This is a genomic window from Ensifer sp. R1-3 (assembly GCF_056739175.1).
Genome location: NZ_CP096517.1, coordinates 201,522 through 218,742, shown reverse-complemented (window position 1 = coordinate 218,742; position 17,221 = coordinate 201,522). Strand labels below are relative to the sequence as shown.

Sequence of the window (17,221 nt, the reverse complement as noted above, 5' to 3'; positions counted from 1 at the left end):
AGACTTAGTTGAGTTTTGCCGGCGCGGGGCCGCCGGTGAGGGGAACAATAGGAAATGGAATGCTGAGCTTGCGATGTTTTCGCGCGATTGCCGCAGGTAAAATAATCTCGTTCATCCTGATGTTGATGCTTTCGTCCAGCCTTCTCGTAGGGCCGGCCAATGCGCAGGTAAAGGTCGACGCCATTAACGGTCAGGTGCTTGAGCTCACTGTTGGGGCAGGTCAGATCCTGCGTTTCGACGAACCGGTTGAGTCGGTTTTTCTCGCGGACACGGCAATCGCCGACGTGCGCGTCGTCTCGCCGGGCGTAGTCTATATCTATGCAACGAAAATCGGTGACACGAACCTGATTGCCCTGAGCGCCGACCAGAGCACACGCGGCACCGTGCAGGTGCGCGTCAGCGGCAATCCGCGCGCTGCGGAGCAATCGGCCCTGGCGCTGCAGCCGACAACAAAGGTCGACATAAGTCTGTTCGGCGGTCAGTATGTCGGCACCGGGCAGACCCGCAACGTCGGCGAAGCGATGGACATGGAAAACGTCCTGCAGAGCTACTCCACTCCGGACAAGCCGGCGCTCAACAACACGACGATGACCGGGACCAATCAGGTCAATATTCGCGTACGCTTTGCGGAAGTCGCCCGAAACGAACTGACGCGCTTCGGCATCGATTGGAGTGCCTTCGTCAACAGCGGGTCCTTTTCATTCGGCATCATCCGGACCGGCGGCGCCAGCAACGAGGACGACACCGGCATCGCGATCGGCGCCAGGGGCGATCATGTGAACGTCAACGTGCTGCTGGACGCGCTGCAGGCGAACGGCATATTGACGATCCTGGCGGAGCCGAACATCACCGCCGTCACGGGTCAGACCGCCAGCTTCCTCGCCGGCGGTGAAATTCCGGTACCTGTGCCAGTCGGCGATGACCAAATCGGTATAGAATACAAGCAGTTCGGCGTCTCGCTCCAGTTCACGCCGACGCTCCTGCCGAACAACCGAATCGCCCTGCAGGTGCGCCCGGAGGTCAGCAGCGTTTCCCAGGACAGTGTGGTTTCAATCGGCGGGCTTGTGGTGCCGTCCCTTAGGATCCGCCGGGCCGACACGACGGTCGAGGTCGGAACCGGCCAGACCTTTGCAATTGCGGGTCTATTCCAGCGGCAGGAATCGCAGACGCTGAACAAAACCCCTGTCGTCGGCGACGTCCCGATCCTCGGAGAGCTGTTCAAGTCCAAGCGGTTCCAGCGCAATGAGACCGAACTGGTCATCCTGATCACGCCGTATCTGGTCTCGCCCACCTCCGAGCGAACGATGAAAACGCCGCTGGACAGCCCCTCCGGGGCCATCACGTCCCCTCGCAGCAAGACCAAGCCCGTCGTCAACAAAGGATACGGCTTCTATGTGGAATGATCGTCCGGCAGAGGATGGTGTGGCGAAGGTCCGACTGGTGCTGGTGGTGGCCCTATCGCTGAGCACCGGCGCCTGCAGTGGTTCACACCCGCAGCCGTATTCTCCCAACTACAGCTATATTCCGATGCAGGGGGCAGCGGCAAAGGCGGGCATCGTGCACAAGGGCTATGACGTGGCGGAGCGCCAGGTTCTGGTACCCGACGCCTGCATCACCCCCGATACCGCCGATCAGCCGCTCTATCTGCCACCCGGCTGCGCCAACAATCTCAATCTGCAGTTCATGGCGCACAACCAGGGAGATCTCATCCACGGCCGCGAGATGGGTCCGGCGATGGCCGCTCCGGTAGCACGCGCCGCCAAGAACTATCTTGACGGACACGGCGAGGAGGGCCGCAGGCGGCGCGGCGAGACGAACATTACAGGTGAAGAATGACTGTAGATTCCTTCCTGCAATTCGGTCGGCATGGTGCCGGCAATAAGAGGAGCGTTGCCGCTCTCCTTGCGCTGCTCGCACTTTCGTCATGCACGACGACGTCTGCCGAGAACGAGAAGGACGAACCGTCGAGTGGGCAGAAGAAGCTGCTCAGCATTGCGGAGAGCATCGAGGCCAAAGGGGAAAGTGCGACAGCCTTGGCGCTTTACGAGCGCGCCGCTGAAAACGCGCCGGGTGACGTGTCGCTGCGCGTCCGCCTCGGCAATGCACGCCTGAAGGCTGGCGATGCGGAGGGCGCAGAAGAGGCTTTCCGCGCGGCCCTGCAGGTCAATCCCCAGGACGCGGAGGCGCTGCTCGGTCTCGGTACCGCACAGTTGCGCAAAGGTGAAGCCGAGTCGGCCGCGCGCACCCTAGTCCCGGCTGCGCAGGCTCTTAACTCCGTCGTCGCCTATAATCGGCTGGGTACCGCCCTCGTCTTCAGCGGTAATGGCGCGGCGGCGGAAGAGGCCTTTTCCAAGGCCCTGTCGCTGCAACCCGCCAATCTGGACACCACAACCAATCTCGCACTCGCCCAAGCACTCTCGAACGACCTGCCACGGGCCGTCATACATATGGGCAACGTGGTCGGATCGCCGCTCGCGCAAAGAAGGCACTTCGTCAATTATCTGATCGTGCTGGCGATGGCGGGAGAGACCGAGAAGGCGCGCGCCTTCGACGTGCCCGACATGTCAGCCAGGCAGAAGAATCAGATCCTGGCGAAGGCTGCGAAACTGCGGTCCATTTCGGATCCTGCGAGGCGCGCTCAGGAGGTGGGCCTCCTGACATCGGCCAAGGACGATGTCACATGAGCGAGACAAGCGAAGAAAAAGCCCTTCCGGCATCCGAAAAGAAGATCCGGGATGCTCGCAAGAAGGGCCAAGTGCTTCATAGCCCTGACATGGTCTCCGCCATCGTCATTCTTTTCTGCACCCTCTACCTCTTCTATGTCGCTCCGCGTCTGCAGGTGAAGATCGACGTTCTTCTGGATGAGGCGGCACATATCTACGGGCGTCCGTTCGCGGATGTCTGGTACCGACTGAGCACCATCGCCGTCTACGCCCTCTGGACAACAGTGCTGCCCATCCTTGGCATAACGATCGTCGCGATTCTGGTCACCAATGTCGCGATCACCAGGGGATTCGTGTTCTCGGTGAAACCGGTCGAACCGGATTTCAGTCGCCTCAATCCGGCAACCGGTTTGAAGCGCCTGACGTCGCTGAAAAGCATCGTCGAGTTCGGCAAGGCGCTGTTCAAAATCCTGGCGCTTTCGGTTGCATTTTCCGTCGTCTTCCATGCGGGCCTGAAGGCATTGTTCCAAGCGCCGACATGCGGTTTCATGTGCCTGCACGCGCTGTGCCTCTCCATGCTCAAGACCACGGCCTTCATCGCAATTGCCGCATTCGTCGTCATGGGCACTTTCGACGTTTTTCTCCAACGCTGGTTATTTATGCGCGAAATGCGCATGACGAAGTCCGAGAGCAAACGTGAGCACAAGGATACCGAAGGCGATCCGCTCATCAGGCAGGAGCGCCGCAAACTCGCCGGCCTGGTCGGCGCGACCAAAACCGGTCTGTCCAATGCCGTACTGTTGATCGGGGATGGCGGGTCGGGAGCGGTCGGAATCAGGTATGTACGCGGCGAAACGCCCGTTCCGCTCATCGTCTGCCGTGCCACGGACGCGGCCGGGTCCGCGATGCGGGATCAGGCGAGGAAGAAAGGAATTCCGTTGACGATCGATGCGGCACTCGCCGCCGATCTCGAAAGGACCCCTATCGGGGCGCCGGTTCCAGATCGGCTCTTTCAGCAGGTTGCGAATGCCCTGGTCGCCAACGGTTTGATTTGAGCGTCTCAACGTTCGATGGAGAGCATCACATGTCCAATTTGAGAACACTGGTGAAACGCGTCGTTGTGCCGCTGTTCTTGACGGCACTTTCATTGGCGGCAGCCAGCCAAGCATATGCGGAACAGCCTTCGCCTCCATTGATGGACAAGAAAAACAATCGGGTCTGGATAGAAGACGGTTACATCCAGTTCCTGATGTCGCCGTCCGCTTACCCGCCGCGGCAGTACCGCCACAATGGTCGCCACGAAGAGACAGGCGCCTTCGTGCCGAGGCATCGGGTGGCTTACAGCACCGGGGAAGCTCCCGGCACGGTGATCATCGACACGAGCGAATATGCTCTTTACTACGTCGAGCCTGGTGGAACAGCAACTCGCTACAGCGTGGGCGTCGGTCGAGAAGGCTATGGCTGGCGCGGAACCGAGATGGTGACCGCCAAACGCCCCTGGCCGGATTGGCGCCCGCCGGCGGACATGCGTGCCAGAAGACCGGACTTGCCGACGCACATGGTCGGCGGGCCTGACAATCCGCTCGGCGCGCGGGCCCTCTATCTCGGTAATTCTCTCTACCGCATTCATGGTTCGAACGAGCCGGAAAGTGTCGGGCGCTCCTCATCGTCAGGCTGCTTCCGCATGACGAACGAGGACGTCATCGACCTGTACGAAAGGGTGAAGATCGGGGCGAAAGTGGTCGTCCTCTAGCTACTTAGCGTAGCGATTCCAGATGGAGGCGGCCGTCAGACATACCACCCCGTTGTGCATTGAAGAGCCAACCACTCCTGAAGACGCTTGTTCAAGACCTCAGGCAAGGCGCGACATGGCGGCTTGAATGGCAGGGGCCCCCGGAACCTTAAATCTCAAGGCATTGGACTCGGATAAGCAGAAGGACAAATCAGTTATCAATCACTGTCTCGCGAAACCCTGAGGAGGACACATGGAGAAACATCGCATCTATTCGGTCAGCGTCGCGAGCGTCTATCCGCACTATGTCGCCAAGGCGGAGAAGAAAGGACGCACGAAGGCGGAGGTCGATGAAATCATCTGTTGGCTGACGGGATATGGCCCACAGGCCCTGGACGACCAGCTGGCGAAGAGCACCAGCCTCGAGAACTTCTTTGCGCAAGCACCTCGGATGAATCCCTCCCGAGCGTTGATTACAGGGGTGATCTGCGGCGTCCGCGTGGAAGAGATCCAGGATACGACTATGCGGGAGATCCGCTACCTGGACAAGCTGATCGATGAACTCGCGAAGGGGAAAGCGATGGAGAAAATCCTGCGAAAGTAATCAGCCGCGTTTCAGATTATGGATCACGCGTTCGACAGTCAGGAGCGACGTCCGGTCGAGCCACCGCTCCTGCTACAGCAGAGCGCACGTCACCCGATTGGCTTTGGCAGCAATCTCCCTCGGGCCGACCACCCGAGGGCACGCCGTCGTCGATCTCACCCTCAATCCATTACGTGTGGGTGATCTTCGTGCCGAGCACGTTCAGGCACTCGCGCATGAATGCGGCAAGGCCCGTCCACCCCTTCGCCGAGACCATGTTGCCGTCGACATAGGCCCCGGTGGGCTCCACGTCGATGTAGGTCCCACCAACAGCTGTCACCTCTGGCTCGCAGGCGCCAAGGCCGGCGACCTTGCGGCCCTTCAGCACGCCAGGCACAGCCATGAGGATCTGCACGCCATGGCAGATCGTAAAGATCGGCTTGCCCGTGTCGTGGAAATGCCGGACCATGTCCTGAACGCGCTTGTCGGTGCGGATATATTCCGGGCCGCGTCCGCCCGCCGCATAGACGGCGTCATACTCCTCAGGCCGCACCTCGGAAAAGGTCTTGTTGATGTCGGCATAATGGCCGAGCTTCTCCGTGTAGGTCTGGTCGCCCTCGAAGTCGTGCAAAGAGGTCTTGATACGGTCGCCCGCCTTTTTGTCTGGGCAGACGACGTGCACCGTGTGGCCGACGGCCTCCATGCCCTTCTGGAAAACGTAGATTTCGTACTCTTCGGTGAATTCGCCGGTCAGCATGAGGATCTTCTTGCCGGTCATGTCATATCTCCTGTTGCCTTAGATAAGTTGAGACGCGGAATGCGGGTGGAAACCTCACATATTTTTCCTCACCCCGCTCTCGTGTTTGATCGATGCTCGGCCATTGGGCCGGGTGAGACTCAGAATGGGGAATCGGGGAAGTAGAACTGGTCGGCGTTCTCCGGAGTGATAAGCGGTGCACCGAGCAGGAACGAACCGCGCATAGGCGCCTGACCAGCGAATTGTGCCGCTGTCATATAGATGGCCGACTTGATCATCGACGGCGGATAGGGTGTCGAGACCGGTGTGCGCTCGTTGCCTTCCTTCACCATTTCGATGACTTGCTTCATGCCGTTGCCCCCGAGCGCATATTTGATGTCCTTGCGGCCCGCACGGTCGACGGCCTCGATAACGCCGAGCAACATGTCGTCATCGTTGGCCCAGACGGCGTCGATCTTCGGGTACTTTGCAAGATAGTCCTGCATGAGCTTGAAGGCTTCGTCCTGGTTCCAGTTGGCGTATTGGATATCGAGGATCTTGATGTTCGTCTTGTCGATGACGTCCGAGAAGCCTTTGATGCGTTCGTCGTCGATCACGGTCGGGATGCCGCGCAAGACGACGATCTCGCCTTCCCCGCCAAGTTTGTCGGAAAGCCAGCGCGCGGTATTGGCACCCACGGCGATGTTGTCGCCAGCGACATAGAGGTCCTGGATGGTCGGGTCGGTGAGGCCACGGTCGACCACGGAAATGAAGGTGCCGTTTTTCTTGATCTGCTCGACCGGTCCTGTCAGTTCCTCCGACGTAAACGGCAGAATGACCAGCGCGTCGAGCTTCCGGGTCGCCGACAGGTCTTCAAGCGCGGAGACCTGAGCGGTCGCCGATGACGCGGTCGACAGCACGACGTCTACATTCGGAAACGCGGCCTCGACCTCTTTCTCAGCCTGTTCCGCATGGTAGACGACTCCTCCCGTCCATCCATGCGTTGCGGCCGGAATCGACACGGCGACAATCCTCTTCTCCTGGGCCTGAGCGGTGCCCAGTGGCTGAGCCAGGACCAGGGTAGCCGTCGATAACAAGAGTCCAGCCTTGCGGATAATAGACTTCATTTTCTCCTCCTTCGAAGTCGGTGCTGTTTTCAGCGGTTGGCAGTAAAGCGGTGCGCCAGCATGGCGATGATGATGATCGCTCCCTGAACGGCGGCGACGAGATATTCCGAGACCAAGTCCGACAGAACCATGACGTTGGCGATCACCTCGAGGATGAGGGCGCCGGCCACCGTGCCGCCAATGCGTCCGCGCCCGCCGCGGAGCAGCGTGCCCCCGATCACGACCGCGGTGATGACCTGCAGCTCCCAGAGCTGGCCGGTCGTTGGCGTCGCCGCGCCGAGGCGGGGCACATAGCAAATCGCAGCGACGGCGACGCAGAAGCCCTGGATCACGTAGGCGCCGGTGCGCACGCCGGCGACGTTGACGCCCGAAAAGCGCGCGACCTCCACATTGGATCCTGCCGACTTCAAGCGGCGGCCATACTTGGTCTTGTAGAGCAGGAAGGCGCCAGCCATGACCACCACGAACGTGATGAGCACCGGATATGGAATACCGAAGACGCTGCCGAAATAGACCGGTCTATAGGCTTCCCGGAGGCTGCGATCGATGGGCAGCGAGCCGCCGTCGGTCATGAAGGTGATGAAGGCGCGGAAAATGCCCATCGTGCCCAGCGTGACGATGAAGGGCTCTATTCGCCCGACGGTCACGATAAGCCCGTTGAAGAGGCCGCATAGCGCTCCGACCAGCAGCGCCACGCCCGCTCCCATCGGAATCGCCCAGGCTCCAAAGGCCGGGGCGAGATGGTTCATCGCCATGATCATGATACCGGTGACGAAGGCCATCATCGAACCCACCGACAGGTCGAGCCCGCCGGACGAGATCACGAAGGTCGCCCCGACGGCGATAATCGCAACGAAGGCGCTCCGCGTGATGACGTTGATCAGATTGGCCGACGACACGAAATTGGGGTTCACCAGCGCCCCGAACAGTACGATCACCGCAAGGGCGATGAAAGGCGCCAGATCGGCCCAACGGATGCGCGCGCCTTCGTTAGTTGGTGCGAGTGTTGCTGTCGCTACGGTCATGTTTCTCCTCCCCGACGTCCGCGCACCCACCGGTCGTGGCGGCGTAGACGACATTTTCCTCATTGATTTCATCGCCGCGTAGCTCAGCGACGATCCTCCCGGCACGCATCACCAGCACACGGTCGGCAAGACCTACGAGTTCCGGCATTTCCGACGAGATGACGATGCAGGCCTTGCCGGCGCGCACCATCCCGTCGATGAAGTCATAGATCTGGCTCTTGTTGCCGATATCGATCCCGCGCGTCGGCTCGTCGATGATGATCACCGACGGATCGGCCATCATGACCTTGGCAAGAAGTAGCTTCTGCTGGTTCCCGCCCGAAAGCTGGCTGGCTTCAAGGCGCATCGAGCGCACGCGAATGTCGTAATCAGCCACCGCCTTTCGAAGGCGGGAAAGCTCACCTTGCTTGTCCAGAAAAACACCCGGATTGATCGTATCCAGCGCCTGCAGGGTGAGGTTAGGACCGAGCTTCTCCTCCAGGAGCAGGCCTTTGCCCTTGCGGTCCTCGGTCAGGTAAACCAGTCCGGCGTCCATTAGGGTACGGACGGAGCGGCTCCCGATCTCCCGGCCGTTCAGGACGATGCTTTCAGCCTCTGACGGACGAAGGCCCATCAGGCCCTCGATCAGTTCGGTACGACCCGCCCCGACCATGCCGCCGATACCCAGCACTTCGCCGGGGCTGACGCTAAAGGAGACGGTCTGCGAGCCGTGGTCGACGGCAAGGTTGGTGACTGACAGGATCGGAGCAGCGGTCGTGGCTGACCGCTTATGCGGATAGAGCATGTCCAGCTCTCGCCCGACCATCAGTTCCGCCATTTCCCGCTGGCCGAGGCCTGCCGCGGGCCAGGTTCCGATCATGCGGCCGTCACGAAGCACGGTGATCCGGTCGGCAAGAGCCTGAACCTCATCGAGACGATGGGAGATGTAGAGCACCGCAACCCCGTGATCGCGCAAGCTGCGAACGATGTCGAGCAGCGCCGCCACTTCGTCGTTTGCGAGAACCGCAGTAGGCTCGTCGAAGATGATGACCTTTCGCTCATCGAGAAGGGCACGCGCGATCTGCACGAGCTGGCGCTGGGCGAGCGGCAGCTCACCCACACGGTCGCGCGGCCGCGCCGCTGAACCGACCCGTGCGAGGAGTTCGGCGGCACGACTGTTCATCGCCTTGTCATTGACCAGCAGACCGCGGCCGACCTCGCGACCCAAATACAGGTTTTCCGCAACGGTGAGGTCCGAAGCGAGCAGGATTTCCTGGTGCACGAGTACGATGCCGGCGTTCTCCGCCTCCACCGCATTTCGGAACTCGACCGACTTGCCCTCCAGGAGCAAGTGGCCGGCCGTTGGGACGACATGGCCGGAAAGGAGCTTCATCAGCGTCGATTTTCCGGCGCCGTTCTCACCGATAATGGCGTGAACCTCTCCAGCATGAACCTCAAGCGTGACGTCCGAAAGGACGGTAATCGGGCCGTAGGCTTTGCCAAGGCCCTCTGCCGCGAGTGCGGCAACAGCACGGTTTGGCGGCGGCGCGACCGCATTGGAAGGCAGAGCCGCGTTCATTCGAAAGCCGAAAGCAAGCGGTCGCGCGAGCGCTCGATGTGGACGCGCATGGCATCGTGTGCGGCCTGCGGATCGCGCGCCCGGAAGGCAGCCAGCAGGCTCTCATGCTCTTCGAGCGCCTCCTGAGTCACCCGGATATGGAACATCAGCCGGAAGATGTGCAGATGGACATGCTGGTTCGACAGAGTGCTGCGGATCACGTCGTTTCCGGCGATTTTCAGGATCTCGTCATGGAACTGCGCATCGGCGCGGGCAAAGCGGGAGTAGCGTGTGTTACGATCGACCGGCGCCTCGCCGTGGCCCATGTCGGCGGCGGAATTCTCGAGCTGCTGGAGCGCCTCCGGAGTCATATTGGCGGCGGCAAGCCGGGCAGCTTCGGGTTCGATCAGCAGGCGAAAGGCATAGAGGTCTTCGAACTGCTTGCGCGTCCATTGCGGGGCTGCACTATAGCCGATCAGGTGCTCTTTGCGAACGAGGCCCTCGCGTTCCAGCCGGCTCAGGGCCTCGCGGATCGGCGTCTGCGAAACGCCGAGTTCGCGAGCGAGGACATCGATCGGAATGCGTGCACCAGGCGCAATATCGAGCGACATCAGCCGGTGATAGATGCTGTCGTAGACGCCTTCGACCACACTCGTCGGGCGAATACCAGCCCCCCTGCTTGCCCGCTCCGCTGCAATTGCCACTACCATTCTCCGACTGCTTATTGACATACGACGTTTTGTTGCAAATAACATATCGCATGTCAAATACAATATCGTATATGATCTGATATAGGATTAGGAAATGAGGCTGCCGCCCGCCCGCCTGAGGAATTTGAGCGTCGCTCTGCTCGAAAAGCGGGGTGTTCCTGCCGACTCCGCTCGTCTTCAGGCAAATCTCCTCTTGGAGGCCGAGCTGCGCGGATTGCCCTCCCACGGCCTGCAACGCCTGCCGTTGCTTCTTTCCCGGCTGGATAAGGGGCTCGCGAACCCCACGACCCGTGGAAACGGAACCTGGCGAAGAGCCTCATTTCTGAGCGTCGACGGCGAACGCGGTCTTGGCCCAGTCGTCATGATGGACGCCATGCGCGTCACGCGAAGGATCCTTAAGGAGACAGGGCTCGCCATTGCCGCGATCCGCAACGCCAATCACATGGGAATGCTTGCCTATTATGCGGAAGCCGCCGCAAGAGACGGCCTGATCGGCATTGTCATGTCGACCAGCGAAGCGCTCGTGCACCCATTCGGCGGAACGCAGGCCCTGATCGGCACCAATCCGGTCGCGATCGGCATCCCTGCGGCTGGCCACCCTTTCGTGCTGGATCTCGCAACCAGCATCGTTTCCATGGGCAAGATCAACAACCATGCGATGCGTGGTCTGGCGATCCCGCCCGGCTGGGCAGTGGACCGAGACGGTCGCGCGACAACCGATCCGCACGCGGCACAGGCAGGGGCGATCGCGCCCTTCGGCGACGCCAAGGGATATGGTCTGGGCCTTGCGATCGAGCTTCTTGTCGCGGCGCTTGCCGGATCCAACCTTGCGCCTGATGTAAATGGAACGCTCGACGACATTCATCCCGCCAATAAAGGCGACCTTCTCATTCTGATCGATCCGTCGGCAGGCGCGGGTAGCATACCGGCACTTGCCGCCTATCTCGATCGCCTGCGCCTATCCCGTCCGCTCGACCCTACGCAACCAGTCGCCATTCCGGGAGATGGGGCACGAGCACGACGCGCTGCAGCAGCGAAGACGGGCATCGAGCTGCCGCAGCCGCTTTTCGACCACCTTACGGCTCTCGAGGCCGCCTGAACTCATCGGAGGACATACGGAATGAACCTATTCGGCACACTGAGGGCGCCGCGCGAACTGCTTTTCGGCGCCGGGCAGCGCCATGCCCTTGGGGGCATCGCCGCCAAGCTCGGCCATCGCGCGCTGATCGTCACGGATACGCGCCTTGCCGTGGATGCCGACTTGCTTGCACTGGTGCGGCGACTCGAAGAGGCAGGGCTTGAGGTGATGGTGGACAGCTCCACCCTGCCGGACGTCCCGGTGGAATCGGCTATCGTGAGCGCTGCAGCGGCCAGAGGCTTTGCGCCGGACCTCGTCATCGGCATCGGTGGCGGGTCCTGTCTCGACATGGCGAAATGCGTCACCCTCCTCCTTACCCACGGCGGGCGGCCACAGGACTATTACGGCGAATATGCCGTGCCGGGACCCGTGATGCCATTGATCGCCATTCCCACCACCGCCGGCACCGGCTCGGAGGTGACGCCCGTCGCCGTGCTTTCGGATGCCGAGCGTAGCCTGAAAGTTGGCATTTCAAGTCCGCACCTGATTCCGGCGGTATCGATCTGCGACCCCGAACTCACGCTCTCCTGCCCATCCGGCCTGACTGCGATCGCCGGCGCGGACGCCCTGACGCATGCGATCGAAGCCTTCACGGCGATCCGGCGCGAGCCCGTCCCCGGTATCGCGCAGCAGCGCGTCTTCGTCGGTAAGAACGAGCTTTCCGATCACTTTGCCCTTAGCGCCATTACCCTCCTGTGGCAGGGGCTGGAGAGGGCCTGCAAGGACGGCGCCGACGCCGGCGCGCGCGAAAAGGTGATGCTCGGCGCAACGCTCGCCGGTCTTGCTTTCGGGGTGGCGGGTACTGCCGCGGCCCACGCCATCCAGTACCCTGTCGGCGCGCTCACCCATACGGCGCATGGCCTCGGGGTCGCCTGTCTAATGCCCTATGTCATGACTTGGAATGCGCCGCTCATCCGCGACGAACTCGCGCAGATCGCGCATGCGGCCGGGCTCGGCGGACCGGATGAAGTGATCCCTGCCCTCGTTTTGCTCTTCGAACGCATCGGCATTCCCGCCACCCTGCGGGACCTCGGCCTCGAGGAAGACCGGATCGATTGGGTGGCGGAACAAAGCTCGGGTATCGCACGCCTAATCCAGAACAATCCCCGCCCCTTGAACCCGCACGAGATGCGCAACCTCGTCGCCGCCGCCCATTGCGGCGATCGCTCCCGCCTGAACTGAGTCGAAAGGACCCTCCATGACGTTTCATGCCAAGTTTTCCGGCTACGCCGATCCTGCCCTGCATGCCGCGGGCCTCTACATTGGCGGCAAATGGCAAAGCGGCAGCGGAATAACCGTTCTCGACCCTTCGACCGGTAATCTGCTGGCCGAGGTCGCCGACGCCTCCATCGAGGACGCACAGCGCGCAGTCGATGCCGCGGATGCCGCTGCGGCCGGGTGGCGCGCCACTCCAGCTCGCCAGCGCTCGGAAATCCTGCGACGCTGGTATCAGCTGATGACACAGCACGCCGAGGAGCTTGCAACGCTAATCGCACTGGAAAACGGCAAGGCCCTGGCCGACGCACGCGGCGAAGTCGCTTATGCCGCCGAATTCTTCCGCTGGTACGCTGAAGAGGCGACCCGCATTCCGGGCGAATTCCGGCACACTCCCTCCGGGTCGCACAATATCCTCGTTGACCATGAGCCGATCGGCATTGCCGTCCTGATCACGCCCTGGAATTTCCCGGCCGCTATGGCGACGCGCAAGATCGGGCCCGCCCTTGCCGCCGGCTGCACGGTGATCCTGAAACCTGCCTCGGAGACGCCGTTGACAGCCTATGCCATGGCCCGTCTCGGGGAAGAGGCGGGCGTCCCGCCTGGCGTCGTCAACGTGCTGACCACAAGCAATCCAGGCGGAATAACGAATGCGATGCTCGCCGATCCGCGCGTTCGAAAGCTTTCATTCACCGGCTCGACCGGCGTTGGCCGCGTTCTACTTGCCGAAGCCGCCAAGTCGGTCGTCAGCTGCTCGATGGAGCTCGGCGGCAACGCGCCCTTCATCGTGTTCGACGACGCGGACCTCGAGGCGGCACTCGACGGTGCGATGATCGCCAAGATGCGAAACGCTGGAGAAGCCTGCACTGCCGCCAATCGTTTCTATGTCCAGGCCGGCATCCATGATGCGTTTGTCGCCGGCCTCACGGCGCGGATGAAGTCACTGAAGATCGGCCCCGGCTACGATCCCGAGACGCAATGTGGACCCATGATCACGCAAAACGCCGTCCGCAAGATCGACCGGCTCGTCTCAGAGGCACTCGCCGCGGGTGCGCGGGCAACGACCGGCGGCAAACCGCTCACGGAAAACGGGTACTTCTATCCGCCGACGGTACTCGAAAACGTCCCCGTGAACGCGTCGATCGCACGTGAGGAAATCTTCGGACCGGTCGCGCCTGTCTACAAGTTCGAAAGCGACGACGAGGCGATCCGCCTCGCAAACAATACGGAGTATGGCCTCGCCGCGTACATCTACAGCCGCGATCTCAAACGTGCGATGAAGGTCGGCAAGCGCATCGAAACCGGCATGCTCGGCATCAACAGGGGCCTGATGTCAGACCCCGCCGCTCCCTTCGGCGGCGTCAAACAGAGCGGCCTTGGCCGCGAAGGCGGCGTGACGGGCATCCTGGAATTCATGGAGCCGAAATATTACGCAGTTGATTATTGATCGGCGGAGCAGACGATGACAGCACAGGACCTCTACCGCATTCGCGACTTCGTGCCCGATTTCGACACGATCGCCGCAGAGTTCGCCGAACGCAGCTGGGCCCTTTCGGCGCGCGCCGACGTTCGGGCAGACATACGGTACGGCTCGGGCGTGCGGGAGGTCATCGATCTCATCTTACCGGAGCGCGTGCAGGCCGGCGCGCCCCTGCATGTGTTCGTTCACGGCGGATATTGGCGCTCCGGCGAAAAGATCAACTATCGTTTCGTCGCTGCACCGGTTCTTGCGGCGGGCGGCATTGCGGCCTTGGTCGAATACGACCTGATGCCTGGCAAACGCCTGGACGTGCTGGTGGATCAGGTTCGGCGATCGGTGCTCTGGCTTCAAGCCCACGCGGGGGATTTCGGCGCGGATCCTGCGCGACTGACCGTCAGCGGTCATTCGGCAGGCGCGCATCTTGCTTCCTTTCTTGCCGCGACCGGGCCCGAGGAAGCCTACCCGCCCTCCCTGCCGACGCTTCAAGGCTTGCTGCTCCTGAGCGGAATCTACGACCTGTCGGGGATACCGGACAGCTTCCTTCGGCACGAAGCGGAGATGACACCGATGGAAGCGGCCGCATGGTCGCCTCTCACCAGCTCGCAGCTCCCCTGCCCGTTACGCATCATCGCTTATGGGGCGGACGAGACGGCGCCATTCCAGGATCAGGCGGCGGGGCTATGTGAGCTGCTGCGTGCCCAGGACGAAGGTGCCGAACTGCTCCCGGTTCCCGATCTCAACCACATGAGCGTCGTCCTGGACCTTGCCGACACCGACGGCGTACTCGGCCGGCAGCTTCACGATCTGGTGGCCCGACCAATCCGGTGAACCCTGAAGGCGCTTCAGGGCCAAGGCGCTCGCGGCGGCAAAGGCGGGCGCCGAAGAAGTTCGCCACTGGCTGTTGGGCCACGTCGGTCGCATTGAAGGGATGCGAACCGCGGACCGGATCAAAAACTTCGCCGCAGCATAATATTATACACTCGTATAACAAATCTCTTGCCTGACGGAAGGTTCCCGATATTTTGGCGGCCGCCCCAACCGCCGCGCTCCGGCGCGCGGACCACAGCTCCCTTCAGGATGGCAGGAAATGTCCCGAGACTCCCGCTTCGATATTCTTTTCGAACCCGTCAAGATCGGCCCGGTCACGGCGCGCAACCGTTTCTATCAGGTGCCCCACTGTTCCGGCATGGGCTACCGCTATCCCAATGCGGAAGCCCATCTGCGCGGCATGAAGGCTGAAGGCGGTTGGGCCGTCGTCTCCACCCAGGAGGCGGAAATCCACCCGACATCGGACCTGACGCCAGCCAACGAAGCCCGTCTTTGGGACGACGGCGATCTGCCGGCCCTTTCCGCCGTTACGGAACGTATCCACGCCCATGGCAGCCTCGCGGCCATCCAGCTCGTGCACAACGGCCTGCACGTCGCCAACCGTTTCAGCCGGATGATCCCGCTCGCTCCCTCGCACGCCGTCAGCGACAGCCTCGATCCTGTCCAGGCGCGCGCAATGGACAAGGCCGACATCACCGACATGCGCCGCTGGTATCGCAATGCCGCGCTGCGCGCCAAAAAGGCCGGCTTCGACATCGTCTATCTTTATGCCGGCCACGACATGAGCGTGCTGCAGCACTTCCTGTCCCGCCGCCATAACGACCGCAGCGACGAATATGGCGGCTCCTTCGAAAACCGGCTCCGCCTGTTCCGAGAGATTCTCGATGATGTGCGCGAGGCGATCGGTGACACTTGTGCGCTGGCGGTGCGCCTTGCCGTCGACGAACTGATGGGCCCCTCCGGGATCACTTGCGAGGGAGAAGGGAAAGACATCATTTCGGCGCTCGGCGAACTTCCGGACCTTTGGGACGTCAATCTCTCCGACTGGTCGAACGATAGCCAGACGGCTCGTTTCTCCGAGGAAGGCTACCAGGAGCCCTATATCCGCTTCGTCAAATCCGTCACGACCAAGCCGGTGGTCGGCGTCGGCCGCTACACGTCGCCGGACAGCATGGTGCGGGTTATAAAGCAGGGCATTTTGGACTTCATCGGCGCCGCGCGCCCGTCGATCGCCGATCCCTTCCTGCCGAAGAAGATCGAGGAAGGGCGCATCGATGACATCCGCGAGTGCATCGGCTGCAACATCTGCACCTCCGGCGACAATACAAACGTACCGATGCGCTGCACGCAGAACCCGACGATTGGCGAGGAATGGCGCAAGGGCTGGCATCCGGAGACCATCGCAAGGTCCGAAACTCCCGAACCCGCCCTCATCATCGGCGGCGGACCGGCGGGCCTGGAAGCGGCACGGGCGCTTGCCCAGCGCGGCGTCGATGTCATGCTGGCGGAAGGCGGCGGCGAATGGGGCGGTCGCGTTGCGCGCGAATGTCGCTTACCCGGTCTTGCGACCTGGGGCCGCGTGCGCGACTGGCGCATCGGCCAACTCAGCACCCGCGTCAATGCCGAGCTTTACCTGCACAGTCCGCTTTCGGCCGCCGACATATTGCAATACGGCATCCCCCATGTGGCGATCGCGACCGGAGCGAGCTGGCGGACCGACGGCGTTGGCCGCACCCACCGGATGCCGCTCGATTTTCTGTCGGAAGGCATCCTCGTCTCTCCCGACGCCATTCTTTCCGAGGGCGCCGAGGCAGTGCCGGCGGACGGTCCCGTCGTCGTCTTCGACGACGATTGCTTCTACATGGGCAGCGTGCTCGCCGAACTGCTCGCCAGGAGGGGGCGCACGGTCATCTTCGTAACGCCCGAATCCCAGGTCTCGCCCTGGAGCAGGAACACGCTGGAGCAGGCACGTATCCAGAAGCGCCTCATCGATCTCGGCGTCGAGATCGTCACGGCCGTGGCGCTCGCCGGTCGAACGAAAGACCAGCTGGAACTATCCTGCGTCTACAGCGGCAGGTCCCGCCCGGTCGATTGCGCCACTCTCGTCCCGGTCACCGCCCGCCTGCCGGACGAAACGCTGTGGCTGGAACTCAAGGCTCGCGAAGACGAGTGGGCCGACGCCGGCATCAAGACCGTGACCCGCCTCGGCGACTGCCTCGCGCCAGGCCTGATCGCCGCCGCCGTCTATTCCGGCCATCAATATGCCCGGACCTATCAGGAACAGGTAGACAAAGATCGGGCCCCATTCATGCGGGAAGATATCGCAAGGCTTTATGGTCTTCGCTCGGCGTAGAGCGGGATGAGGAAAAGTGGGTGCGGTTTCCCGTCCGGAGTTGCGGCAAAACAAAGGGGTAGAGCGTTTCCGCAATTCGGAGAAAAGCGGAAAT

16 protein-coding genes are annotated in these 17,221 nt (G+C 62.0%); 11 read left to right on the top strand and 5 right to left on the bottom strand.

The features are described from left to right. Positions 1-59: 59 nt before the first annotated feature. The 6 genes from M1D43_RS25995 to M1D43_RS25970 all read left to right on the top strand — a co-directional run bounded on the left by M1D43_RS25995 (position 60) and on the right by M1D43_RS25970 (position 4,999). Positions 60-1,403: a type II and III secretion system protein family protein gene (locus M1D43_RS25995; RefSeq protein ID WP_015242606.1), complete on the top strand. Its 1,344-nt coding sequence runs from the start codon at positions 60-62 to the stop codon at positions 1,401-1,403. After that, complete coding sequence (locus M1D43_RS25990; RefSeq protein ID WP_015242607.1) at positions 1,393-1,836, top strand: hypothetical protein; 444 nt, start codon at positions 1,393-1,395, stop codon at positions 1,834-1,836. Before M1D43_RS25995 ends, M1D43_RS25990 begins: the two co-directional genes overlap by 11 nt. Next, complete coding sequence (locus M1D43_RS25985) at positions 1,833-2,684, top strand: tetratricopeptide repeat protein (RefSeq protein ID WP_015242608.1); 852 nt, start codon at positions 1,833-1,835, stop codon at positions 2,682-2,684. Before M1D43_RS25990 ends, M1D43_RS25985 begins: the two co-directional genes overlap by 4 nt. Further along, positions 2,681-3,718: an EscU/YscU/HrcU family type III secretion system export apparatus switch protein gene (locus tag M1D43_RS25980; RefSeq protein ID WP_498814676.1), complete on the top strand. Its 1,038-nt coding sequence runs from the start codon at positions 2,681-2,683 to the stop codon at positions 3,716-3,718. The genes M1D43_RS25985 and M1D43_RS25980 overlap by 4 nt, the downstream gene beginning before the upstream one ends. A 29-nt stretch (positions 3,719-3,747) precedes the next feature. Beyond that, positions 3,748-4,416, top strand: a complete 669-nt coding sequence (locus M1D43_RS25975) for a L,D-transpeptidase (RefSeq protein WP_015242610.1) — start codon at positions 3,748-3,750, stop codon at positions 4,414-4,416. Between the two features lie 232 nt (positions 4,417-4,648). Then, positions 4,649-4,999, top strand: a complete 351-nt coding sequence (locus M1D43_RS25970) for a DUF2200 domain-containing protein (RefSeq protein ID WP_015242611.1) — start codon at positions 4,649-4,651, stop codon at positions 4,997-4,999. Between the two features lie 169 nt (positions 5,000-5,168). Here the strand turns inward: M1D43_RS25970 and M1D43_RS25965 are convergent, their stop codons facing one another. From M1D43_RS25965 to M1D43_RS25945, 5 genes are all read right to left on the bottom strand, one after another. Then, complete coding sequence (locus M1D43_RS25965) at positions 5,169-5,756, bottom strand: DJ-1/PfpI family protein (RefSeq protein ID WP_014990328.1); 588 nt, start codon at positions 5,754-5,756, stop codon at positions 5,169-5,171. 119 nt (positions 5,757-5,875) lie between these two features. Then, positions 5,876-6,841, bottom strand: a complete 966-nt coding sequence (locus tag M1D43_RS25960; protein ID WP_013845074.1) for a substrate-binding domain-containing protein — start codon at positions 6,839-6,841, stop codon at positions 5,876-5,878. Between the two features lie 29 nt (positions 6,842-6,870). After that, entirely contained in the window at positions 6,871-7,866 is a 996-nt protein-coding gene (locus M1D43_RS25955; RefSeq protein ID WP_015242614.1) for an ABC transporter permease, read from the bottom strand. Then, positions 7,832-9,424, bottom strand: a complete 1,593-nt coding sequence (locus M1D43_RS25950) for a sugar ABC transporter ATP-binding protein (RefSeq protein WP_014528236.1) — start codon at positions 9,422-9,424, stop codon at positions 7,832-7,834. Before M1D43_RS25950 ends, M1D43_RS25955 begins: the two co-directional genes overlap by 35 nt. Then, on the bottom strand, positions 9,421-10,113 hold the full coding sequence (locus tag M1D43_RS25945; RefSeq protein ID WP_015242615.1) for a GntR family transcriptional regulator: 693 nt from the start codon (positions 10,111-10,113) through the stop codon (positions 9,421-9,423). The genes M1D43_RS25950 and M1D43_RS25945 overlap by 4 nt, the downstream gene beginning before the upstream one ends. Before the next feature lie 94 nt (positions 10,114-10,207). On the opposite strand from M1D43_RS25945, the gene M1D43_RS25940 reads away from it, so the two are divergent. The 5 genes from M1D43_RS25940 (at position 10,208) to M1D43_RS25920 (ending at position 17,127) form a co-directional block, all read left to right on the top strand. Then, positions 10,208-11,212 carry an Ldh family oxidoreductase gene (locus M1D43_RS25940; RefSeq protein ID WP_010967142.1) on the top strand — a complete coding sequence of 335 codons (1,005 nt, stop codon included), beginning with the start codon at positions 10,208-10,210 and terminating at the stop codon, positions 11,210-11,212. Between the two features lie 21 nt (positions 11,213-11,233). Beyond that, positions 11,234-12,433, top strand: a complete 1,200-nt coding sequence (locus tag M1D43_RS25935; protein WP_015242616.1) for an iron-containing alcohol dehydrogenase — start codon at positions 11,234-11,236, stop codon at positions 12,431-12,433. 16 nt (positions 12,434-12,449) lie between these two features. Beyond that, positions 12,450-13,913: an NAD-dependent succinate-semialdehyde dehydrogenase gene (locus M1D43_RS25930; RefSeq protein ID WP_015242617.1), complete on the top strand. Its 1,464-nt coding sequence runs from the start codon at positions 12,450-12,452 to the stop codon at positions 13,911-13,913. Positions 13,914-13,928: 15 nt separating this feature from the next. Next, on the top strand, positions 13,929-14,774 hold the full coding sequence (locus M1D43_RS25925; protein ID WP_015242618.1) for an alpha/beta hydrolase: 846 nt from the start codon (positions 13,929-13,931) through the stop codon (positions 14,772-14,774). Positions 14,775-15,033: 259 nt separating this feature from the next. Beyond that, a complete protein-coding gene (locus M1D43_RS25920; RefSeq protein WP_015242619.1) occupies positions 15,034-17,127 on the top strand; it encodes an oxidoreductase in 2,094 nt (697 codons plus the stop codon). Positions 17,128-17,221 lie beyond the last annotated feature (94 nt).

Excerpts from the sequence above, each read along its gene's own strand:
- M1D43_RS25995 (WP_015242606.1), top strand. The coding sequence starts at position 60 with ATGCTGAGCTTGCGATGTTTTCGCGCGATTGCCGCAGGTAAAATAATC.
- M1D43_RS25990 (WP_015242607.1), top strand. The coding sequence starts at position 1,393 with ATGTGGAATGATCGTCCGGCAGAGGATGGTGTGGCGAAGGTCCGACTG.
- M1D43_RS25985 (WP_015242608.1), top strand. The coding sequence starts at position 1,833 with ATGACTGTAGATTCCTTCCTGCAATTCGGTCGGCATGGTGCCGGCAAT.
- M1D43_RS25980 (WP_498814676.1), top strand. The coding sequence starts at position 2,681 with ATGAGCGAGACAAGCGAAGAAAAAGCCCTTCCGGCATCCGAAAAGAAG.
- M1D43_RS25975 (WP_015242610.1), top strand. The coding sequence starts at position 3,748 with ATGTCCAATTTGAGAACACTGGTGAAACGCGTCGTTGTGCCGCTGTTC.
- M1D43_RS25970 (WP_015242611.1), top strand. The coding sequence starts at position 4,649 with ATGGAGAAACATCGCATCTATTCGGTCAGCGTCGCGAGCGTCTATCCG.
- M1D43_RS25965 (WP_014990328.1), bottom strand. The coding sequence starts at position 5,756 with ATGACCGGCAAGAAGATCCTCATGCTGACCGGCGAATTCACCGAAGAG.
- M1D43_RS25960 (WP_013845074.1), bottom strand. The coding sequence starts at position 6,841 with ATGAAGTCTATTATCCGCAAGGCTGGACTCTTGTTATCGACGGCTACC.
- M1D43_RS25955 (WP_015242614.1), bottom strand. The coding sequence starts at position 7,866 with ATGACCGTAGCGACAGCAACACTCGCACCAACTAACGAAGGCGCGCGC.
- M1D43_RS25950 (WP_014528236.1), bottom strand. The coding sequence starts at position 9,424 with ATGAACGCGGCTCTGCCTTCCAATGCGGTCGCGCCGCCGCCAAACCGT.
- M1D43_RS25945 (WP_015242615.1), bottom strand. The coding sequence starts at position 10,113 with ATGGTAGTGGCAATTGCAGCGGAGCGGGCAAGCAGGGGGGCTGGTATT.
- M1D43_RS25940 (WP_010967142.1), top strand. The coding sequence starts at position 10,208 with ATGAGGCTGCCGCCCGCCCGCCTGAGGAATTTGAGCGTCGCTCTGCTC.
- M1D43_RS25935 (WP_015242616.1), top strand. The coding sequence starts at position 11,234 with ATGAACCTATTCGGCACACTGAGGGCGCCGCGCGAACTGCTTTTCGGC.
- M1D43_RS25930 (WP_015242617.1), top strand. The coding sequence starts at position 12,450 with ATGACGTTTCATGCCAAGTTTTCCGGCTACGCCGATCCTGCCCTGCAT.
- M1D43_RS25925 (WP_015242618.1), top strand. The coding sequence starts at position 13,929 with ATGACAGCACAGGACCTCTACCGCATTCGCGACTTCGTGCCCGATTTC.
- M1D43_RS25920 (WP_015242619.1), top strand. The coding sequence starts at position 15,034 with ATGTCCCGAGACTCCCGCTTCGATATTCTTTTCGAACCCGTCAAGATC.